Consider the following 17,698-nt stretch of genomic DNA (forward strand, 5'->3'; position numbering starts at 1 on the left):
CTCTCCAGAGCGCCGCAGGCGGACCTGCGGCGCGTGTCGACGATCAGTGCAGGGCCTCTTCGGCCTTCTGGATGGCGGCAAATTCCTCTTCCGGCGTGCCGGCCACCAGATGATGACGGCTGTAGAAAGCAAAGTAGCCGATCAACACCGCGTAGATCACGGCGGCGCCGACCACCACGCGCGGATCGACCAGGAAGCCGGCGACCACGGCGATGCACGCCAGCACCAAGGCCAGGCCCGAGGTGAAGATACCGCCTGGGGTGCGGTAGGGTCGCTCCATCTTCGGCCGGCGAATGCGCAGGGTGATGTGCGCGGCCATCATCAGTACATACGACAGCGTGGCACCGAAAACCGCGACCAGAATCAACAGGTCGCCCTGGCCGGTTAGCGACAGGGCGAAACCGATGATCCCCGGAATCACCAAAGCCATGACCGGCGCCTTGCTCCTGTTGGTCTGCGACAGCTTGCGCGGCAGGTAACCGGCGCGCGACAGGGCGAAGATCTGCCGGGAGTAGGCGTAGATGATCGAGAAGAAGCTGGCGATCAAGCCCGCCAGGCCCACCAGGTTGACGAAGCTGCCCATCCAGGTGGAGCCGCCGTAGGCTTTGGCCAGCGCTTCGACCAACGGGTTGCCGGAGCTCTTGAGTGCCTCTGAACCGGCTCCGCCAGGGCCGACGATGAGGATCAGCAAGGCGAAGGCGAGCAGCACCAGCATCGCCCCGATCAGGCCGCGTGGCAGATCGCGCTTGGGGTTCTTGGTTTCTTCGGCGGCCAGCGGCACGCCTTCGACCGCCAGGAAGAACCAGATGGCGTAGGGAATCGCCGCCCACACCCCGACATAGCCGAACGGCAGGAAGCTGCTGGCCCCGGCGGCGTCCGTTTTGGCGATGTCGAACAGGTTGGCTGCATCGAAATGGGGCACCATCGCCAGCAAAAACACTGCCAGGGCCACAGCGGCGACCGCGGTGATGATGAACATCAGCTTAAGCGCTTCACCCACGCCGAAGATGTGGATGCCGATGAACACCACGTAGAAGGCCAGGTAGATCATCCAGCCGCCGATGCCGAACAGCGACTGGCAATAGGCACCGATGAAGGTAGCGATGGCGGCCGGGGCAATGGCGTACTCGATGAGGATGGCGGTGCCGGTCAGAAACCCGCCCCAGGGCCCGAAGGCGCTGCGCGCAAAGCCATAGCCGCCGCCTGCGGTGGGAATCATCGATGACAGTTCGGCCAGGGAAAAGCACATGCACAGGTACATGGTGGCCATCAGCAGGGTAGCGAGAAACATGCCGCCCCAACCGCCCTGAGCCAGGCCGAAGTTCCAGCCGGCATAATCACCGGAGATCACATAGGCGACGCCGAGCCCGACCAGCAGTACCCAGCCGGCCGCGCCTTTCTTGAGTTCACGTTGCTCAAAGTAGTCTGCACCGACTTTTTCGAAGTCTACGGAGGACCCTGCCGGCGCCCCGGCAGATTGATCGCTTGGCATAGTTTCACCTGTTGTTTTTCTTCGCGGCCAGAAGGGGTTTCAGGCCAATGGTGAGTGCTGTTGCATGAACCGCGCCAGAGCGGCGCAAGCCGCAAGCTAGAAGCGAGACCGAGCTACGATACGGCCCCGCTTTTACTTGCCGCTTGCCGCTTCAGGCTTGCCGCTTCAGAAGAAGCCCAGGGGGTTGATGTCGTAGCTGACCAGCAGGTTCTTGGTCTGCTGGTAGTGGTCGAGCATCATCTTGTGGGTTTCGCGGCCGACACCGGACTTCTTGTAGCCACCGAACGCGGCATGGGCCGGGTACAGGTGATAGCAGTTGGTCCATACACGGCCGGCCTTGATGCCGCGGCCTACGCGGTAGGCACGGTTGATGTCGCGGGTCCAGACCCCGGCGCCCAGGCCAAATTCGGTATCGTTGGCAATTGCCAAGGCTTCGGCTTCGTCCTTGAACGTGGTGACGCTGACCACCGGGCCGAAAATCTCTTCCTGGAACACCCGCATGCGGTTGTTGCCTTTGAGCAGCGTCGGCTGGATGTAGTAGCCCGTGGCCAACGCGCCTTCGAGTTTTTCCACCTTGCCGCCGGTCAACAGCTCGGCGCCTTCCTGCTGGGCGATCTCGAGGTAGGAGAGAATCTTCTCGAACTGCTGCTGCGAAGCCTGGGCGCCGACCATGGTGTCGGTGTCCAGCGGGTCGCCACGCTTGATCTGCAGCACCTTCTTCATCACCACTTCCATGAACTGCGGGTAGATCGACTCCTGTACCAGCGCCCGCGACGGGCAGGTGCATACCTCGCCTTGGTTGAAGAACGCCAGCACCATGCCTTCGGCCGCTTTATCGATGAAGCTCGGCTCGGCCTGCATGATGTCTTCGAAATACACGTTCGGCGACTTGCCGCCCAGCTCGACGGTGGACGGAATGATGTTCTCGGCCGCGCACTTCATGATGTGCGAACCCACCGGCGTGGAGCCCGTGAACGCGATCTTGGCGATGCGCTTGCTGGTCGCCAGCGCTTCACCGGCCTCGCGGCCATAGCCTTGCACGACGTTGAGCACGCCCGGCGGCAGCAGGTCGCCGATCAGCTCAACCAGTACGGTGATGCCCAGCGGCGTCTGTTCGGCCGGCTTGAGTACCACGCAGTTGCCTGCCGCCAGGGCCGGGGCGAGCTTCCACGCGGCCATCAGGATCGGGAAGTTCCACGGGATGATCTGCCCGACCACGCCCAGCGGCTCATGGATGTGATAGGCCACGGTGCCTTCGTTGATTTCCGCGGCGCCGCCTTCCTGGGCGCGGATGCACCCGGCGAAATAACGGAAATGGTCGACCGCCAGCGGGATGTCGGCGTTCAGCGTCTCGCGGATCGGCTTGCCGTTGTCCCAGGTTTCGGTAATGGCCAGCAGCTCGAGGTTCTGCTCCATTCGGTCGGCGATCTTCAGCAGCACGTTGGAGCGGTCCTGCACCGAGGTGCGGCCCCAGGCGTCGGCCGCGGCATGCGCGGCGTCCAGGGCCTTGTCGATGTCTTCGGCACTCGAGCGCGGGAATTCGGCGATTGGCTGGCCGTTGACCGGCGAGGTGTTGGTGAAATGCTCGCCTTTGACCGGGGCCACGAACTCACCGCCGATGTAGTTGCCGTAGCGGCTCTTGAAGGAAACCTTCGCGCCTTCGGTACCGGGATGTGCGTAACGCATGGTGTGTCTCCTGGCTGTTATGTTTGTTGAGGAGTTTCAAAGCGTAGAGCAAAGGCCGGGCCAGCGTGGCGACCCCCAGTGCAATCAATGACTTGGCAGGCGAGGGCCAGCGGCGCCCGAGCGCGGTGTACCAACCTTGGCGCGGCGCGGGTGACACTTTGTGCCGTTTGCGACACGCAGCCGCTGGCCGCGTTGCAAACCCTGGCTGGGTGGAGGATGCTGGCAGGAGCCTCTATCTGCGGAGCACAACGACAAATGCAGAGCAACTCATTCAGCCGCCATGCCCAGCAAGTGCATACCGTGGCGCGCGGTGAAGCGGGCAGCGATCCGTCCATCGCCCGCTCCTGGCTGCGCTGCCTGGACGACTATCACCTCGATCCCTGCGTGGTCGAAGCGCCGGTGGTGCTCGAACATGGCCGGCTGCTGGAAAGCCGTCAGCGCCTGCGTCAGGTACTGGAAATCGCCGGCGGCGAGATGCACAGCCTGCACCAGCAGCTATCCGGCGCCGGCCACGCGGTGCTGCTGACCGATGCCCGCGGGATCATCCTCAATTGCGTCACCGCCCCTACCGAGCGCCGCAGCTTCGAACAGGCCGGATTATGGCTGGGCGCCGATTGGAGCGAGGCGCGTGAAGGCACCAATGGCATCGGCACTTGCCTGGTCGAACGCCAGGCCCTGACCATTCACCAGGGCGAGCATTTCCGTGGGCGGCACACCGGGCTGACCTGCTCGGCCAGCCCGGTGTTCGACCCTCACGGCGAACTGCTGGCAGTGCTCGATGTGTCGTCGGCCCGCCCTGATGTATCGCGCCAGAGCCAGTTCCACACCATGGCACTGGTCAATCTGTCGGCGAAGATGATCGAAAGCTGTTATTTCCTGCGCCATTTCGAGCAGCAATGGTTGCTGCGCTTCCATGTGCAGGCCGAGTCGGTCGGGCAATTCAGCGAAGGTCTGCTGGCATTTGCCGAAGATGGGCGTATCCGCGCGGCCAACCAGAGTGCGCTGAACTTGCTGGGCTGCCCGCGCGGCGCGGTGCTCGGCGAGCCGATCGAGCGTTTTTTCGCGTGCACGCAGGACGAGCTGTTCAGCCGTGCGACACCAGGCGGCAGTACGCTCTGGTCATTGCATGCGCGCAATGGCCGCCAAGTGTTCGCCAGCCTGCGCGGGCAAGCGCGGACACCCGTGTGGACGGTGCCCGTCAACGCCCCGTCAGCGGCGCCGCCTGCCCAGCCAGGCGTTTGCCTGCTCGATCCACAATTGCAGCAGGCCTTCAGCCGCGCCGTACGTGTATTCGAGCGCGATGTACCCCTGCTGCTGCGCGGGGAAACCGGCTGCGGCAAGGAAGCCTTCGCCCAGGCTGTGCACCAGGCCAGTCAACGCAGCGGCAAACCGTTCGTGGCGATCAACTGCGCGTCCATTCCCGAGAGCCTGATCGAGAGCGAGTTGTTCGGTTACCGTGGCGGCAGCTTCACCGGCGCGCGCAAGGAGGGCATGCGCGGCAAACTGCTGCAGGCCAATGGCGGTACCTTGCTGCTCGATGAAATCGGCGATATGCCGCTGGCGCTGCAGACCCGCTTGCTGCGAGTGCTGGAAGAGCGCCAGGTGGAGCCGATCGGTGGCGAGGCGCAGGCGCTGGATGTGCGCATCGTCAGTGCCACGCACCGCGACCTGCTCGAGCGGGTCGCCCAAGGCAGTTTCCGCGAAGACCTCTACTATCGGCTAAGCGGGCTGGAGGTGGCGTTGCCGGCGCTGCGCGACCGCAGCGACAAGCAGGCATTGCTGGACTACCTGCTGCGCCAGGAGGCGCAGGGGCAGGCCGTCGGTTTGGCCGCTGAGGCGCGCCAGGCCTTGCTGGCCTTCAATTGGCCGGGGAATGTGCGGCAGATGCGCAACGTGCTGCGCACGGCGTTGGCGCTGTGTGAGGGCGGCATCGTCCAGTTTTCGGATCTTCCCGGCATCATCCAAGCTCACACATCGGGCGCGGCAACGGGCAGGCTCGCCGACGAGGGCAGCGGTGACGCTGCGCAGCGCCAGAGTGGCGCACCGATCGATCTGCTAAGCGCGGAACGCCAGGCACTGACGGACATCCTGCAGGCAAAGCACTGGCACCTCACCCGGGTCGCCGAGCACCTGGGCATCAGCCGCAACACCTTGTATCGAAAACTGCGCAAACATGGGATCAGTCGCAGCGGATAGACGAAACAGCGTGTGCGATTTTTCTTTCCCTGCGATACCCTGCCTCGACGTTTTGCGAGGTCGACCATGCATATTCATATTCTCGGTATTTGCGGCACTTTCATGGGTTCGCTGGCAGTCCTGGCCAAGGCACTCGGCCACCGTGTCACCGGCTCTGACGCCAATGTCTATCCGCCGATGAGCACGCAGCTGCAGGCCCAAGGCATCGAACTGACCCAGGGCTACGACCCGGCCCAACTCGAGCCTGCGCCTGACCTGGTGGTGATCGGCAATGCCATGTCGCGCGGCAACCCGGCGGTGGAGTATGTGCTGAACAAAGGCTTGCCCTATGTCTCTGGCCCGCAATGGCTGGCCGATCATGTGTTGCAAGGCCGCTGGGTATTGGCAGTGGCGGGCACCCACGGCAAGACCACCACCAGCAGCATGCTGGCCTGGGTATTGGAGCACGCCGGCATGAGCCCCGGCTTTTTGATCGGCGGTGTGCCGCAGAATTTCTCGGTGTCGGCACGCCTGGGCGATACGCCGTTCTTCGTGGTCGAGGCCGATGAATATGACAGCGCGTTCTTCGATAAACGCTCGAAGTTCGTGCACTACCATCCGCGTACCGCGATTCTCAACAACCTTGAGTTCGATCACGCGGATATCTTCCCTGATCTGGCGGCCATCGAGCGGCAGTTCCATCACCTGGTGCGCACGATCCCCAGCGAAGGCCTGGTCATTCACCCGAGCCGCGAGCACGCCTTGGAGCGGGTCATCGGCATGGGCTGCTGGACGCCCGTGCAGACCACCGGCGAGGGCGGGCAATGGCAGGCGCGCCTGCTCAGCGCCGACGGTTCACGTTTCGAAGTGCTGTTCGACGGCCAGGTGCAGGGCGTGGTGGACTGGGCGCTGACCGGCCAGCACAACGTCGACAATGCCTTGGCGACCTTGGCCGCCGCCCGTCACGTTGGCGTGGTGCCGGCCATGGGCATCGCCGGACTCTGCGCATTCAAGAGCGTCAAGCGGCGCATGGAGCTGGTCGCCGAAGTCAACGGCGTGACCATCTATGACGACTTCGCCCACCACCCTACGGCCATTGCCACCACCCTCGACGGCCTGCGCAAGCGGGTCGGCGAAGCGCCGGTGATTGCCATCATCGAGCCGCGTTCGAACTCGATGAAGCTGGGCGCACACCGCGACGGCCTGCCGGAAAGCGTCAATGACGCTGACCAGGTCATCTGGTACGCCCCGGCCAACCTGGGCTGGGACCTGGCCGCCACCGCCGCGCAATGCACGGTGCCCAGCGTGGTTGCCGATAGCCTCGAGGCCATCATCGAGCGGGTCAAGGGCCAGGCCCGCCCGGGCACCCATGTGGTGATCATGAGCAACGGCGGCTTTGGCGGCCTGCATGGCAAACTGGCCGAGGCCCTGCAGTGAGCGGGCCGCAGCGCATTACCCTGGCCATGACCGGGGCGTCGGGCGCGCAGTACGGCCTGCGCCTGCTCGACTGCCTGGTGCGCGAAGAGCGTGAGGTGCACTTCCTCATTTCCAAGGCTGCGCAATTGGTGATGGCCACCGAAACCGATGTATTGCTGCCGGCCAAGCCGCAGGCGATGCAGGCTTTCCTGACCGAGTACACCGGCGCTGCCGATGGGCAGATTCGCGTGTATGGCAAGGAAGACTGGATGTCGCCGGTAGCCTCGGGCTCGGGCGCGCCGGCGGCGATGGTGGTGGTACCGTGCTCGACCGGCACCTTGTCGGCCATCGCCAGCGGGGCGTGCAACAACCTGATCGAACGTGCCGCCGACGTGACGCTCAAGGAACGCCGCCAGTTGATTCTGGTGCCGCGTGAGGCGCCGTTCTCGACGATCCACCTGGAGAACATGCTCAAGCTTTCGCAGATGGGCGCAGTGATCCTCCCGGCAGCGCCTGGGTTCTACCACCAGCCGCAAACCATCGATGACCTGGTCGACTTCGTCGTGGCCCGCGTATTGAACCTGCTGGACATTCCCCAGGACATGCTGCCGCGCTGGGGCGAATATCACATCGGTTCGGAAGATTGAGGCGTCTGCTGCTCTTGGGGTTGGCGGCCTTCGCGCTCGGTGGCTGCGCCACTGCCCGGACGTTGGATGCCAACCAACCTGGCGCGCCCGTGGTGTATGCCGGCACTCGCCTGGATCTGTACGTGATCAACGGTGGTTGCTGCCCCAGGGATCGCTTCGGCGCCGAAGCGCCGGCCTATCCCAGGCTCGATCTGCCGGGCAGCCTGTTGCTCGATACCTTGCTGCTGCCGTTGTCCCTGCTGACAGCGGCTGGAGTGGGCTTCAACGCAACCGGGGGCCTGTAGAGGCCCCCGGTGTGTCTGCAGCAGGTCGCGCTATCTATTGCTTGCCGAGCCTGCGTAGTTCATCCGACTCGACGATACGCACGCCGTCTTCTTCCTCCAGGGCCAGGCGCCACAGTGCCCGCGCCAGGGTGCACACCTCGATGCCACGGTATTTGCCCGGCATCAGCTTGGAAAACGGCGACGCCAGTTTCTCGCCCAGGCGCGGTTCGATGCGATCACCCAGCAGCAGCGAGGGCCGCACGATGGTCAGTTGGGGCCAGTCCTGGGCCTTGAGCGCTTCTTCCATCTCGCCCTTGACCCGGTTGTAGAAAATCGACGACTTGGGGTCGGCGCCGATGGCACTGACCACCAGCAGGTGGCGGGCGCCCATTTCCCGCGCGCGTTTGCTGAACGCCACGACCATGTCCAGATCGACGGCGCGGAACGCTTGTTCGGAGCCTGCCTGCTTGAGCGTGGTGCCCAGGCAGCAGTAGGCGATATCGACGCGCCCGGCCAGCTGCGGGAGAAACACGGCCGGGTCACCGACCGGGTTTTCCAGGTGCGGATGCTCGGCCAGCGGCCGGCGCGTGGGCGCCAGCACGCGGCTGATGGTCGGTTCGTTGAGCAGGCGGTCGAGCAGGTGTTCACCCGTCAACCCAGTGGCTCCGGCAAGCAGTACATGCTGAGGCGTCAAGTACATGATGTCTCTCCCTTGTTACAGTCAAGCTTAGCGGCTGGCCGGCATTTTCGCTCGCACTTGGCGCTTGGCTTGAGCCGCGTTACGCAGGGCTTCTTCGGCCTGGTGCTGGCGCAGTTGCTGCCAGTGTGCCAGTACTGCAGGCGGGGCCCACATTTGCGGCTCGGAGGCTTCGAAGCCCTCCCTTCGTTCACGTTCGGCAACACTGTCACGCGCCAGTTCAAACGCTTGTTTCAAATCATCCGTCTGGTTCAGCGCCTGGGCGAACAGGGCATCGCCGAAATAAGTGAAGTCGGCTTCTTCCGAACAGCCGAACGACACCCGATCGGCACGCGCGGCGGTCATGATCAAGGTGTGCTCGTCCTTGAGTGGCGCGATGTAGCCGCCGGAGTAGCACGCGGAGATGACGATGACCTTGTCGCGGTTCTTCAGCGGGGCGAGGGCGCTGGCCAGGGCGTCGGCCGACAGGTCTGCCAGTTGCAGGCGCGGCTGATCGAGCACCAGCTGATGGTCCTGGCTGCCGTGGCTGGTCAGGTAGATGAACACCAGGTCTTCGGGGCCGCTGCGTTCGGCCAGGGTCCGAGCGGCGCGGCTCAGGCTCTCGCGGGTGGCCATGGGACGGGTCGCCATCTGGTCGCGGTGATTGACCAGGGTGACCTGGCCGTGTGCGCCGAAGCGCACCCTGAGCATATTGGTGACGTAATCGGCTTCACGCAGGAACACGCTTTGCTGGCCGTCGCCAGCCAGTACCAGGCTGTACAGCTGGATCGAGGCATCCGAGCGCGGCACCTGGGCGAGCGCCTCGCCCAGCAGCTGGCCCTGGTTGAGCAGCGCCAGGTCCAGCGGGTCTGGCAGCAGCTTGCCCTGGCCATCGCGCACGCGCACGCCATTGACCCAGCTGCCGCTTTCGGCCTTGCCATTGGCCAGGGTCAGCGTGCCGTGGCCCTGGTAGGCATCATTGTCGAAGCCGCCAACGTAGCGGCTGCCGTCGGGCAGCTGCAGGCTGCCCTGGCCAGACAGGCGCCAGTCGACGAAGCTGCCCTTGTAATGGCTGCCGTCGCTGCCGAGCAGTTCGCCCTGGCCGGTCAAGGCGCCGTCCTTGAACTCGCCGATCCACACATCGCCATCGGTATTCTCGTAACGGCCACGGCCTTCGAGGCGGTTGTCCTTGAACTCACCGATGTACTGTTCGCCCTCGGCGCTGTCGTAGGTGCCGCTGCCTTGCAACTGGCCATCGACGAAACGGCCGCTGAACTGATTGCCGCTGGCATCGCTGCGCACCCCGGCGCCGTTGGGCTTGCCATGGGCGAACAAGCCTTGATAGCGGCTGCCGTCGGCCAGCTCCAGCTGGCCTGCGCCATGGTATTGATCGTCCTTGAACTGCCCGCGATAGCTCTGGTCGGCTTGCTTGAGAGTGCCTTCGCCGTCGCGCCGGCCATGGCTGAAGGTGCCGGCATAGTGGCTGCCCGGTGTCGTCAGATCGCCCAGGCCGTGGAACAGCCCATGGTCGAACTGGCCGCGATAGACCTCGCCATTGCTGCCATGCCATTCGCCCTGGCCATGCCACTGGCCATCCTTGAACGAGCCTGCATACCAGCTGCCGTTGGGGTAATCGATGCGACCCTCGCCCTGCAGCAGGCCGTTGACGACCTCACCGTGGTAGCGCCCGCCATCTGGCAGCCGGGCATCGGGAGGCAACAGCGACTCGCCATCGCCACAGGCAGCGAGCAGCAAGGTCAGGGCGAGGGGAAGCAGTGCACGCATGGCAGGATCCGGGCAATAGATCTGCCGAGTATGCCGCAGAATACGGGGCGCAGGTATCTAGAGCGGTGCGCGAATCGATGGCCGCGCGATTGGCGGGGCACGGCGGCGCGCCCCGCAGCCAGAATCACTCAGACGAAGCACAGCGACAGCGGCTCGGCGATGTAGGCCGGCTTGTCTTCGCCTTCGATTTCCAGGGTTGCCGTGGCCTTGAGCAACCATTGGCCCGGTTTCTTTTCCGTCACCTGGCCCAGCTCCACTTTCAACCGCACCTTGCTGTCGACCTTGACTGGTTGGATGAACCGCACACTGTCCAGGCCATAGTTGACGACCATCTTCAGCCCCTGTGGCAACACCAGGATGTCTTCCATCAGCAGCGGGATCAGCGACAGGGTCAGGAAACCGTGGGCGATGGTGCTGCCGAACGGCGTTTTGGCGGCTTTTTCCGGATCGACGTGGATGAATTGGAAGTCGCCGGTCGCCTCGGCAAACAGGTTGATGCGCTGCTGGTCGATCTGCAGCCAGTCGGAGCGTCCCAGCTCCTTGCCAACGTACTGCGCAAGCTCATTCACCGGTACTTGGGGCATCGCGACTCTCCGAGTTGTCATCTGGTACGGACGTACAAGATCAGCACGGTCAAACGGTCCAGTCAAGCGACCCGCAATTTGGCGAATACCGGGGAATAGCCGGGGCATGCTTATAATGGCCAGCATGCCTGAAGGAGATCGTTATGCTGTTGCGTGGTTTGACTTGGCTGGTGCTGTTCCAGCTGCTCGGCACGGCGCTCAATCATTTGTGCGCACCCATTCTGCCTGGGCCGATCATCGGCCTGTTGTTGCTGCTGTGTTTCCTGATGGCCCGCGGCGAGGTGGGCAAGCCGCTGAACGAGGCTGCAGGCAGCCTGCTGCGCTATCTGCCATTGTTGCTGGTGCCACCGGCGGTCGGGGTCATGGTGTACGCCAAGGACATTGCCGCCGATTTCTGGGCCATCGCCGGCGCCCTGGTCATTTCTTGCCTGCTGACGCTGGTTTTCGTTGGCGTGTTGATGCAGAAGCTCATCGATCGCCAGCATCGCAAGCATGAGGAACAGCCATGATCTTCGACTGGCAGGGCGCAATCGAAGCGGTCGTGCACCATCCGTTGTTCGGCATCGGCATCACCCTGGGTGCCTATCAGATCGTCCTCGGCGCCTTCGAGAGGACCCGCTGGATTTTCCTGCAGCCGGTACTGGTGTCGATGCTGCTGGTCATCGGCGTGCTGCTCACCTGCGGTATCAGCTATGCCGAGTATCGCCAGAGCACCGAGATCATGAACGTTCTGCTCGGCCCTGCGACGGTCGCCCTGGCGGTGCCGCTGTACCTGAACCTGCGGCGCATCCGTCAGCTGTTCTGGCCGATTTTTACTACGCTGGTAATCGGAGGCCTGTTCGCTACCCTGTGCTGCCTGCTGCTGGGCGGGTGGTTCGGCGCCGAACACATGATCCTGATGACCATGGCGCCGAAATCGGTGACTTCGCCGATCGCCATGCTGGTCGCCGAGCAAATCGGTGGCGTGGCCGCACTGGCGGCGGTGTTCGTGTTGATCACCGGGGTGATCGGCGCGATCTTCGGGCCGGCGCTGCTGAGCCGTCTGGGGGTGCTCAGCCCGGAAGCGCGGGGCATGTCGCTGGGTATCACGGCGCATGCCGTGGGCACCTCGGTGGCCTTGCAGGAAAGTGACGAATGCGGCGCCTTTGCCGCGTTGGCGATGAGCCTGATGGGTGTGGCCACGGCAGTGTTCCTGCCGCTGGCGGTCAGCCTGGTGGCCTGAGGAGTTGTGATGACGCTACCGCTGTTTCCCCTCAATACCGTGTTGTTCCCCGGGTGTTTGCTGGACCTGCAGATATTCGAGGCGCGCTATCTGGACATGATCGGTCGCTGCATGAAGCAGGGCGCAGGCTTTGGCGTGGTGTGCATCGTCGAGGGTGAACAGGTCGGCAACGCACCGCCGGTGGTCGCCTCGATCGGTTGCGAAGCGCTGATCCGCGACTTCGTCCAGCAGGAGAACGGCTTGCTGGGCATTCGCGTCGAAGGCGTGCGCCGCTTCGAGCTGAATGCGACCGAGGTACAGAAGGATCAGCTGCTGGTCGGTGAGGTGCATTGGCTGGCAGAGCAACCGGACAGCCCGCTGACCGAGCAGGACGATGACCTGCTGGCGTTGTTGGTGGCGCTGGGCGAGCACCCCATGGTCGAAGCGCTGGACATGCCGCGTGACGTCGATGGGCGCCAGGCGCTGGCCAACCAGCTGGCCTATCTGTTGCCGTTCGTGGAAGAGGACAAGCTCGACCTGCTGGCCATCGCATCGCCCGCCGAGCGCCTTGAAGAAATCCAGCGCCTGCTCGAGCGCATTCAGGGCGAGCTGTTCGCCTGAGCGCCTGCGTTCACTGCCAGGCGGCCCGCGCATCGCAGGCCGCCCGGCCGGTGTTCAATACTGGTAGCGCAGCACTGCCTGCGGCAGTGCGTACAGGGCGAAGAACGCCAGCATCGCGATACAGGCCGGCAGGATCAACCACCAGACCCGCTGCGGCATGGCGGTGAGCGGCTGGCGGTATTGCACCAGGGTCAGGCTCAGGGCGCTGATGCAGCAGGCGAGCAGGGCGCCGGCCATGATGTCGGTCGGCCAGTGGGCGCCGAGATATACCCGTGACAAGGCAATCGCCAGCGCTGGAATGCAGCCCAGCATCACCCAGGTCAGGCGCATGCGCGGCGGCTGACCACGGCCGGCCAGGATGGCCAAGGTCAGAAAGAAGGCGAACGACGCCGAGCTATGGCCGCTGGGCATGCTGTAGCTGGTCAGCGGATCGGTCAGCACTTCGGGCCGGGCACGGGCGAACAGCCATTTCAGTGTGCCATTGGCCAGGGCGGTACCGATCAGTGCGCTGCCGGCATAAAGGGCGTGACGCCATTGCCGCACCAGCAACAGCAGGCCGGTGAGCAGGCCGCCGAGGAAGAATTGCGTCTTGAAATCGCCCAGCCGGGTCACCACCACCACGGCGCCATCGATGGCCTGGCTGCGGTGCTCCTGCACCAGGGTCATCACCCCCTGGTCGAACTCGTGCAGGTACGGCCAGCCCAGAAACACCCCGGCCAAGGCGATGAAACACAGCCCCGCGATCAGCCGCGTACCATGGCGTCGGTCACGAATGCTGCTGCTCAGGCTCAGCCCGATCAGGACCGCCAAGGTGCCGGCGATGATTCCCGCATCCAGCCAGAAACCTTCCGGTAGCGGCAGGCGCATGGCCGCGCCAGTGGCCCAGCCCGGCAGCAGATAGGCGACCGACCAGCCGGCAGCGGCCAGCAGGCTGACGGCGATGAAGCGCGGCAGCGGCATGTCGAACATGCCGGCGACCATCGGCAGCATGGGCCGCAAGGGGCCGATGAAGCGGCCGACCAGCAGGCTGGCGATGCCATAGCGCTTGAAGTACATTTCGGCGCGGCCGATCCACTCCGGGTGATCGCGCAGTAGCGGCAGGCGCCGGATGCCTTGGTGGAAGCGCTTGCCGATGGTGTAGGACAGGGCATCGCCCAGCAGCCCGCCAAGAAACCCCAGCAGCAGCGTTTCACCCAGGCTGAAGGTGCCGCTGCCGGCCAGCACCGCGACGGCGAAGAGCAACACCGTACCCGGCACGATGATGCCGGCGATGGCCAGGCACTCGACGCACGCCACCATGAAAATCGCCACCCCAAGCCACTCGGGGTTGGCACTGAGCCAGCCGGTCAGGCTGTCGAGCCATTGGCCCATGTTTCAGATTCCTTGTTCGAGGATGAAAAAGTCCTGCCCTTCGACTTGGCCCCGGCGCAGCGGGTTCCGGGTGCAGAAACGGGCGTATTCGGCATCGACGAAACGGTACGGCAGGTGTTCGTCGCGGCCATGGGGAATACCCAGGCGGGTGGTCTGGATCACTCGCGGCACAGCGATGCCGCAGTCTTCGACGTACAGGCGTTCGGGGTCGAAGCGTTGCGCGTCCCAATGTGGCACCTTCAGGCCCAGCGCCTTGCACAGCAGCGTCTGCCCGGCGCACAGGCGTTCGGCCGGGCGCAGGTTGCCGCTGGCATCCGGGTTGTTCAGCTGCATCTGCGCCAGGCTGTTGGCATCGGAAACGCCATCGACCCAGGGATAGGCCGATTTGATCAGCACCGCATTGCCCGGCCCTTGAGCGCTGAAATTCAGCGAGTCACCGCCACGAGCGTAGTACATGTAGATATGCCCACCGTCGAGGAACAACGCCTTGCGCTTCTCGGTGTAGCCCAGCGATGCATGGCTACCTTTGTCGGTGAGGTAATAGGCCTCGGTTTCGATGATGCGCGCGGCCAGCCACAGGTCCCCCTGGCGGTGGCGGATGACCTTGCCGAGCAGGCGCCTGGCCAAGGTCTGGGCGTCCTGGTCGAAGAAGCTGTCGGGCAAGGCGCGATGAGGGCACGGGGCAAAGGCTGGCATGCGATACGCTTCGTCACAGTGAAGGCGAGGGATGATAGCAACGAATCGCTTAATCGAGGCTGAAGAGGGACAGTTCGTTAAGTGTCGTTACATCTTTCCTATGGATTAGCCCCAGGCATTTTCTACCATCCGCCAGCCGCCGCTGGGCGTATACCTGCGCGCCAGTTATAATCAGCCGATTTCCCCTTTGCCAAGACACCGTACCGATGACTGAGTCCGTTCTTGACTACATGACCCGCCTGGGTCGCGCCGCCCGCCAGGCCTCCCGCGTCATCGCCCGTGCCAGCACTGCGCAGAAGAACCGCGCCCTGCAGGCTGCCGCCGATGCGCTGGATGCTGCCCGTGGCGAGCTCGCCGCAGCCAATGAGCGGGACCTGGCCGCCGGCCGCGCCAACGGCCTCGAAGCTGCGTTGCTCGACCGCCTGGCGCTGACGCCGGCGCGCATCGACGGCATGATCACCGGCCTGCGCCAGGTGGCCAGCCTGCCGGATCCGGTTGGTGCGATCCGCGACATGAGCTATCGGCCCTCGGGTATCCAGGTGGGCAAGATGCGCGTGCCGCTGGGCGTGATCGGGATCATCTACGAATCACGCCCGAACGTGACCATCGATGCCGCGAGCTTGTGCTTGAAGTCGGGCAATGCCACCATTTTGCGGGGCGGCTCCGAGGCCATTCATTCCAACCGCGCCATTGCCACGTGCATTCAGCGTGGCCTGGCGGTAGCCGGTCTGCCGGCAGCGGTGGTCCAGGTAGTGGAAACCACCGACCGTGAAGCGGTGGGCGCGCTGATCAGCATGCCCGAGTTCGTCGACGTCATCGTCCCGCGCGGTGGCCGTGGCCTGATCGAGCGCATCAGCCGCGATGCCCGCGTCCCGGTAATCAAGCACCTGGACGGCATCTGCCACGTCTACGTCAGCCAGCACGCCGACCTCGACAAGGCCTGGAACGTGGCGTTCAACGCCAAGACCTACCGCTACGGCATCTGTGGCGCCATGGAAACCCTGCTGGTCGACCACCAGGTGGCCGAAGCCTTCCTGCCGGAAATGGCACGCCGCTTCCATGACAAAGGTGTCGAACTGCGTGGCTGCGAGCGTACCCAGGCACTGATCGATGCCAAGCCGGCCAGCGAGGACGACTGGCACACCGAGTACCTCGATGCGATCCTGTCGATTCGCGTCGTCGATGGCCTGGAGCAGGCCATCGAGCACATCAATCATTACGGCTCGCACCATACCGATTCGATCATCAGCGAACACCAGGGCCAGGCTCGGCAGTTCATGGCCGAGGTCGATTCGGCATCGGTCATGCTCAACACCCCGACCTGCTTCGCCGATGGCTTCGAGTATGGCCTGGGGGCGGAAATCGGCATTTCCACCGACAAGCTGCATGCCCGCGGCCCGGTCGGCCTCGAAGGCCTGACCTGCGAAAAATACGTGGTGATCGGCGACGGTCAACTGCGCGGCCAGGAGTCCTGCTGAGTTGAGCAAGGCCCAGGCAGTGCGGCGCGTCGGCATTCTTGGCGGCACCTTCGACCCCGTGCATATCGGTCACCTGCGCAGTGCGCTGGAAGTCGCCGAATTCATGGCGCTCGATGAGCTGCGCCTGTTGCCCAACGCCCGCCCGCCGCACCGCGATACGCCGCAAGTGACCGCGCACAATCGCCTGGCCATGGTCCGTGAAGCGGTGCAGGGCGTCGCTGGCCTCAGCGTCGACGCCCGCGAGCTGGAACGTGACAAACCGTCGTACACCATCGACACCCTGGAGTCGGTTCGCGCCGAGCTGGGCGTCGACGACCAGTTGTTCCTGGTACTGGGCTGGGACGCTTTCTGCGGCCTGCCCACCTGGCACCGCTGGGAAGAACTGCTGCAACACTGTCACATCCTGGTGCTGCAACGCCCGGATGCCGACGTCGAACCACCCGACGAACTGCGCAACCTGCTGGCTGCGCGTTCGCAGAGCGATCCCACCGCCATGTCCGGCCCGGCGGGGAATATTTCGTTCGTCTGGCAGACACCGCTCGCGGTGTCGGCTACTCAGATCCGACAGCTGCTGGCCAGCGGCAAGTCGGTGAGGTTCCTGGTGCCGGACGCCGTACTGGCCTACATCGAGGCGCACGAACTGTATCGTGCCCCCAACTGACGGTGCCCCCAGGGCGCCTCATTCAAAAGAGTCGAAGAGTTTTATATGAGCAAGCAGAAAATCAATGGCGAAGAACTGGTCAAGCTGACCATCAGCGCCCTGGAAGACGTCAAGGCCCAGGACATCCAGGTCATCGACGTGCGCGAGAAGCACAGCCTGACCGACTACATGATCATCGCCACCGGTACCTCCAACCGCCAGATCAACGCGATGCTGGAAAAGGTCCGTGAAGCGGTCAAGAAGCAGGGCGCACAGCCCCTGGGCGAAGAAGGCAAGGGCGACAGTGACTGGGTGCTGCTGGACCTGAACGACGTCATCGTCCACATGATGACCGCCGCAGCCCGTCAGTTCTACGACCTGGAGCGCCTGTGGATGGGTGCCGAGCAGAGCCGCGCTGCCGATGCCAAGCACCACAGCCCGGAAAACGCCAGCGACTACTTCACCGACAAGCTCAAAGATCGGGAATAAGGAAGCGTCGTGCGTCTTCGCCTGATCGCGGTCGGTTCGCGCATGCCCAAATGGGTCGAGGAAGGCTGGCATGAATATGCCAAGCGCCTGCCCCAGGAGCTGTCGCTGGAACTGGTGGAAATTCCGCTCAACACCCGTGGCAAGAATGCCGACGTCGCCCGCCTGATCCGTCAGGAGGGCGAAGCGATGCTGAGCAAGGTCCAGCCTGGGGAACGCATCGTTACCCTCGAGGTCCATGGCAAGCCGTGGAGTACCGAGCAGCTGGCGACCGAGCTGGACCGCTGGCGGCTTGACTCACGCACGGTGAATTTGATGGTGGGCGGCCCGGAAGGGCTGGCGCCTGAGGTCTGCGCGCGCGCCGAGCAACGCTGGTCGCTGTCGCCGCTGACCTTGCCGCACCCGTTGGTAAGGATACTCATCGGCGAGCAGATCTACCGCGCCTGGACCGTGCTGTCCGGGCACCCTTACCACAAATGAG

The 17,698-nt window shown here is 64.2% G+C and carries 18 protein-coding genes; 11 read left to right on the plus strand and 7 right to left on the minus strand.

Annotation, left to right across the window (positions count from 1 at the left end; translation table 11 throughout):
• Positions 1-43: 43 nt before the first annotated feature.
• Complete coding sequence (gene eat / locus FS665_RS16185) at positions 44-1,492, minus strand: ethanolamine permease (protein ID WP_145190439.1); 1,449 nt, start codon at positions 1,490-1,492, stop codon at positions 44-46.
• 165 nt (positions 1,493-1,657) lie between these two features.
• The gene (locus tag FS665_RS16190; protein WP_145190442.1) at positions 1,658-3,178 is read right to left on the minus strand and encodes an aldehyde dehydrogenase family protein; all 1,521 of its coding nucleotides are present in this window, start codon (positions 3,176-3,178) and stop codon (positions 1,658-1,660) included.
• A 255-nt stretch (positions 3,179-3,433) separates the two neighbouring features.
• On the opposite strand from FS665_RS16190, the gene FS665_RS16195 reads away from it, so the two are divergent.
• From FS665_RS16195 to FS665_RS16210, 4 genes are all read left to right on the plus strand, one after another.
• Positions 3,434-5,374: a sigma-54-dependent Fis family transcriptional regulator gene (locus FS665_RS16195; RefSeq protein ID WP_145190445.1), complete on the plus strand. Its 1,941-nt coding sequence runs from the start codon at positions 3,434-3,436 to the stop codon at positions 5,372-5,374.
• A gap of 66 nt (positions 5,375-5,440) precedes the next feature.
• Positions 5,441-6,790: a UDP-N-acetylmuramate:L-alanyl-gamma-D-glutamyl-meso-diaminopimelate ligase gene (mpl, locus tag FS665_RS16200; protein WP_145190448.1), complete on the plus strand. Its 1,350-nt coding sequence runs from the start codon at positions 5,441-5,443 to the stop codon at positions 6,788-6,790.
• Positions 6,787-7,416: a flavin prenyltransferase UbiX gene (gene ubiX, locus FS665_RS16205; protein ID WP_145190451.1), complete on the plus strand. Its 630-nt coding sequence runs from the start codon at positions 6,787-6,789 to the stop codon at positions 7,414-7,416. Before mpl ends, ubiX begins: the two co-directional genes overlap by 4 nt.
• Positions 7,413-7,700, plus strand: a complete 288-nt coding sequence (locus FS665_RS16210) for a YceK/YidQ family lipoprotein (protein WP_145190454.1) — start codon at positions 7,413-7,415, stop codon at positions 7,698-7,700. Before ubiX ends, FS665_RS16210 begins: the two co-directional genes overlap by 4 nt.
• Positions 7,701-7,734: 34 nt before the next feature.
• Here FS665_RS16210 and FS665_RS16215 read toward each other — a convergent pair whose 3' ends face one another.
• From FS665_RS16215 to FS665_RS16225, 3 genes are all read right to left on the minus strand, one after another.
• The gene (locus tag FS665_RS16215; protein WP_145190456.1) at positions 7,735-8,379 is read right to left on the minus strand and encodes an oxidoreductase; all 645 of its coding nucleotides are present in this window, start codon (positions 8,377-8,379) and stop codon (positions 7,735-7,737) included.
• 27 nt (positions 8,380-8,406) lie between these two features.
• Positions 8,407-10,140: a C13 family peptidase gene (locus FS665_RS16220; RefSeq protein ID WP_145190459.1), complete on the minus strand. Its 1,734-nt coding sequence runs from the start codon at positions 10,138-10,140 to the stop codon at positions 8,407-8,409.
• A gap of 128 nt (positions 10,141-10,268) precedes the next feature.
• Entirely contained in the window at positions 10,269-10,724 is a 456-nt protein-coding gene (locus tag FS665_RS16225) for a MaoC family dehydratase (protein ID WP_145190462.1), read from the minus strand.
• Between the two features lie 143 nt (positions 10,725-10,867).
• Between FS665_RS16225 and FS665_RS16230 the strand changes: the two genes are divergently transcribed.
• The 3 genes from FS665_RS16230 to FS665_RS16240 are packed head-to-tail and all read left to right on the plus strand — an operon-like array spanning position 10,868 to position 12,546.
• Positions 10,868-11,233: a CidA/LrgA family protein gene (locus FS665_RS16230; protein ID WP_145190465.1), complete on the plus strand. Its 366-nt coding sequence runs from the start codon at positions 10,868-10,870 to the stop codon at positions 11,231-11,233.
• Positions 11,230-11,946: an LrgB family protein gene (locus tag FS665_RS16235; RefSeq protein WP_145190468.1), complete on the plus strand. Its 717-nt coding sequence runs from the start codon at positions 11,230-11,232 to the stop codon at positions 11,944-11,946. The genes FS665_RS16230 and FS665_RS16235 overlap by 4 nt, the downstream gene beginning before the upstream one ends.
• Before the next feature lie 9 nt (positions 11,947-11,955).
• Entirely contained in the window at positions 11,956-12,546 is a 591-nt protein-coding gene (locus FS665_RS16240; protein ID WP_145190471.1) for an LON peptidase substrate-binding domain-containing protein, read from the plus strand.
• 54 nt (positions 12,547-12,600) lie between these two features.
• Here the strand turns inward: FS665_RS16240 and FS665_RS16245 are convergent, their stop codons facing one another.
• Positions 12,601-13,917 (minus strand): bifunctional DedA family/phosphatase PAP2 family protein, encoded by a 1,317-nt coding sequence (locus FS665_RS16245; RefSeq protein WP_145190474.1) that lies wholly within the window; start codon positions 13,915-13,917, stop codon positions 12,601-12,603.
• Positions 13,918-13,920: 3 nt separating this feature from the next.
• Positions 13,921-14,613: a DNA-3-methyladenine glycosylase gene (locus tag FS665_RS16250; RefSeq protein WP_145190477.1), complete on the minus strand. Its 693-nt coding sequence runs from the start codon at positions 14,611-14,613 to the stop codon at positions 13,921-13,923.
• Positions 14,614-14,819: 206 nt separating this feature from the next.
• On the opposite strand from FS665_RS16250, the gene FS665_RS16255 reads away from it, so the two are divergent.
• From FS665_RS16255 to rlmH, 4 genes are read left to right on the plus strand one after another with little or no spacing between them, the layout of a single operon-like run.
• Entirely contained in the window at positions 14,820-16,091 is a 1,272-nt protein-coding gene (locus FS665_RS16255) for a glutamate-5-semialdehyde dehydrogenase (RefSeq protein ID WP_145190480.1), read from the plus strand.
• Between the two features lies 1 nt (position 16,092).
• Entirely contained in the window at positions 16,093-16,752 is a 660-nt protein-coding gene (gene nadD / locus FS665_RS16260; RefSeq protein WP_145190483.1) for a nicotinate-nucleotide adenylyltransferase, read from the plus strand.
• Between the two features lie 45 nt (positions 16,753-16,797).
• Positions 16,798-17,220 (plus strand): ribosome silencing factor, encoded by a 423-nt coding sequence (gene rsfS, locus FS665_RS16265; RefSeq protein WP_145190486.1) that lies wholly within the window; start codon positions 16,798-16,800, stop codon positions 17,218-17,220.
• A 9-nt stretch (positions 17,221-17,229) separates the two neighbouring features.
• The gene (gene rlmH / locus FS665_RS16270) at positions 17,230-17,697 is read left to right on the plus strand and encodes a 23S rRNA (pseudouridine(1915)-N(3))-methyltransferase RlmH (RefSeq protein ID WP_008090421.1); all 468 of its coding nucleotides are present in this window, start codon (positions 17,230-17,232) and stop codon (positions 17,695-17,697) included.
• Position 17,698 lies beyond the last annotated feature (1 nt).

Source organism: Pseudomonas sp. URMO17WK12:I11 (assembly GCF_007677725.1).
In the GTDB taxonomy this organism is placed as follows: domain Bacteria; phylum Pseudomonadota; class Gammaproteobacteria; order Pseudomonadales; family Pseudomonadaceae; genus Aquipseudomonas.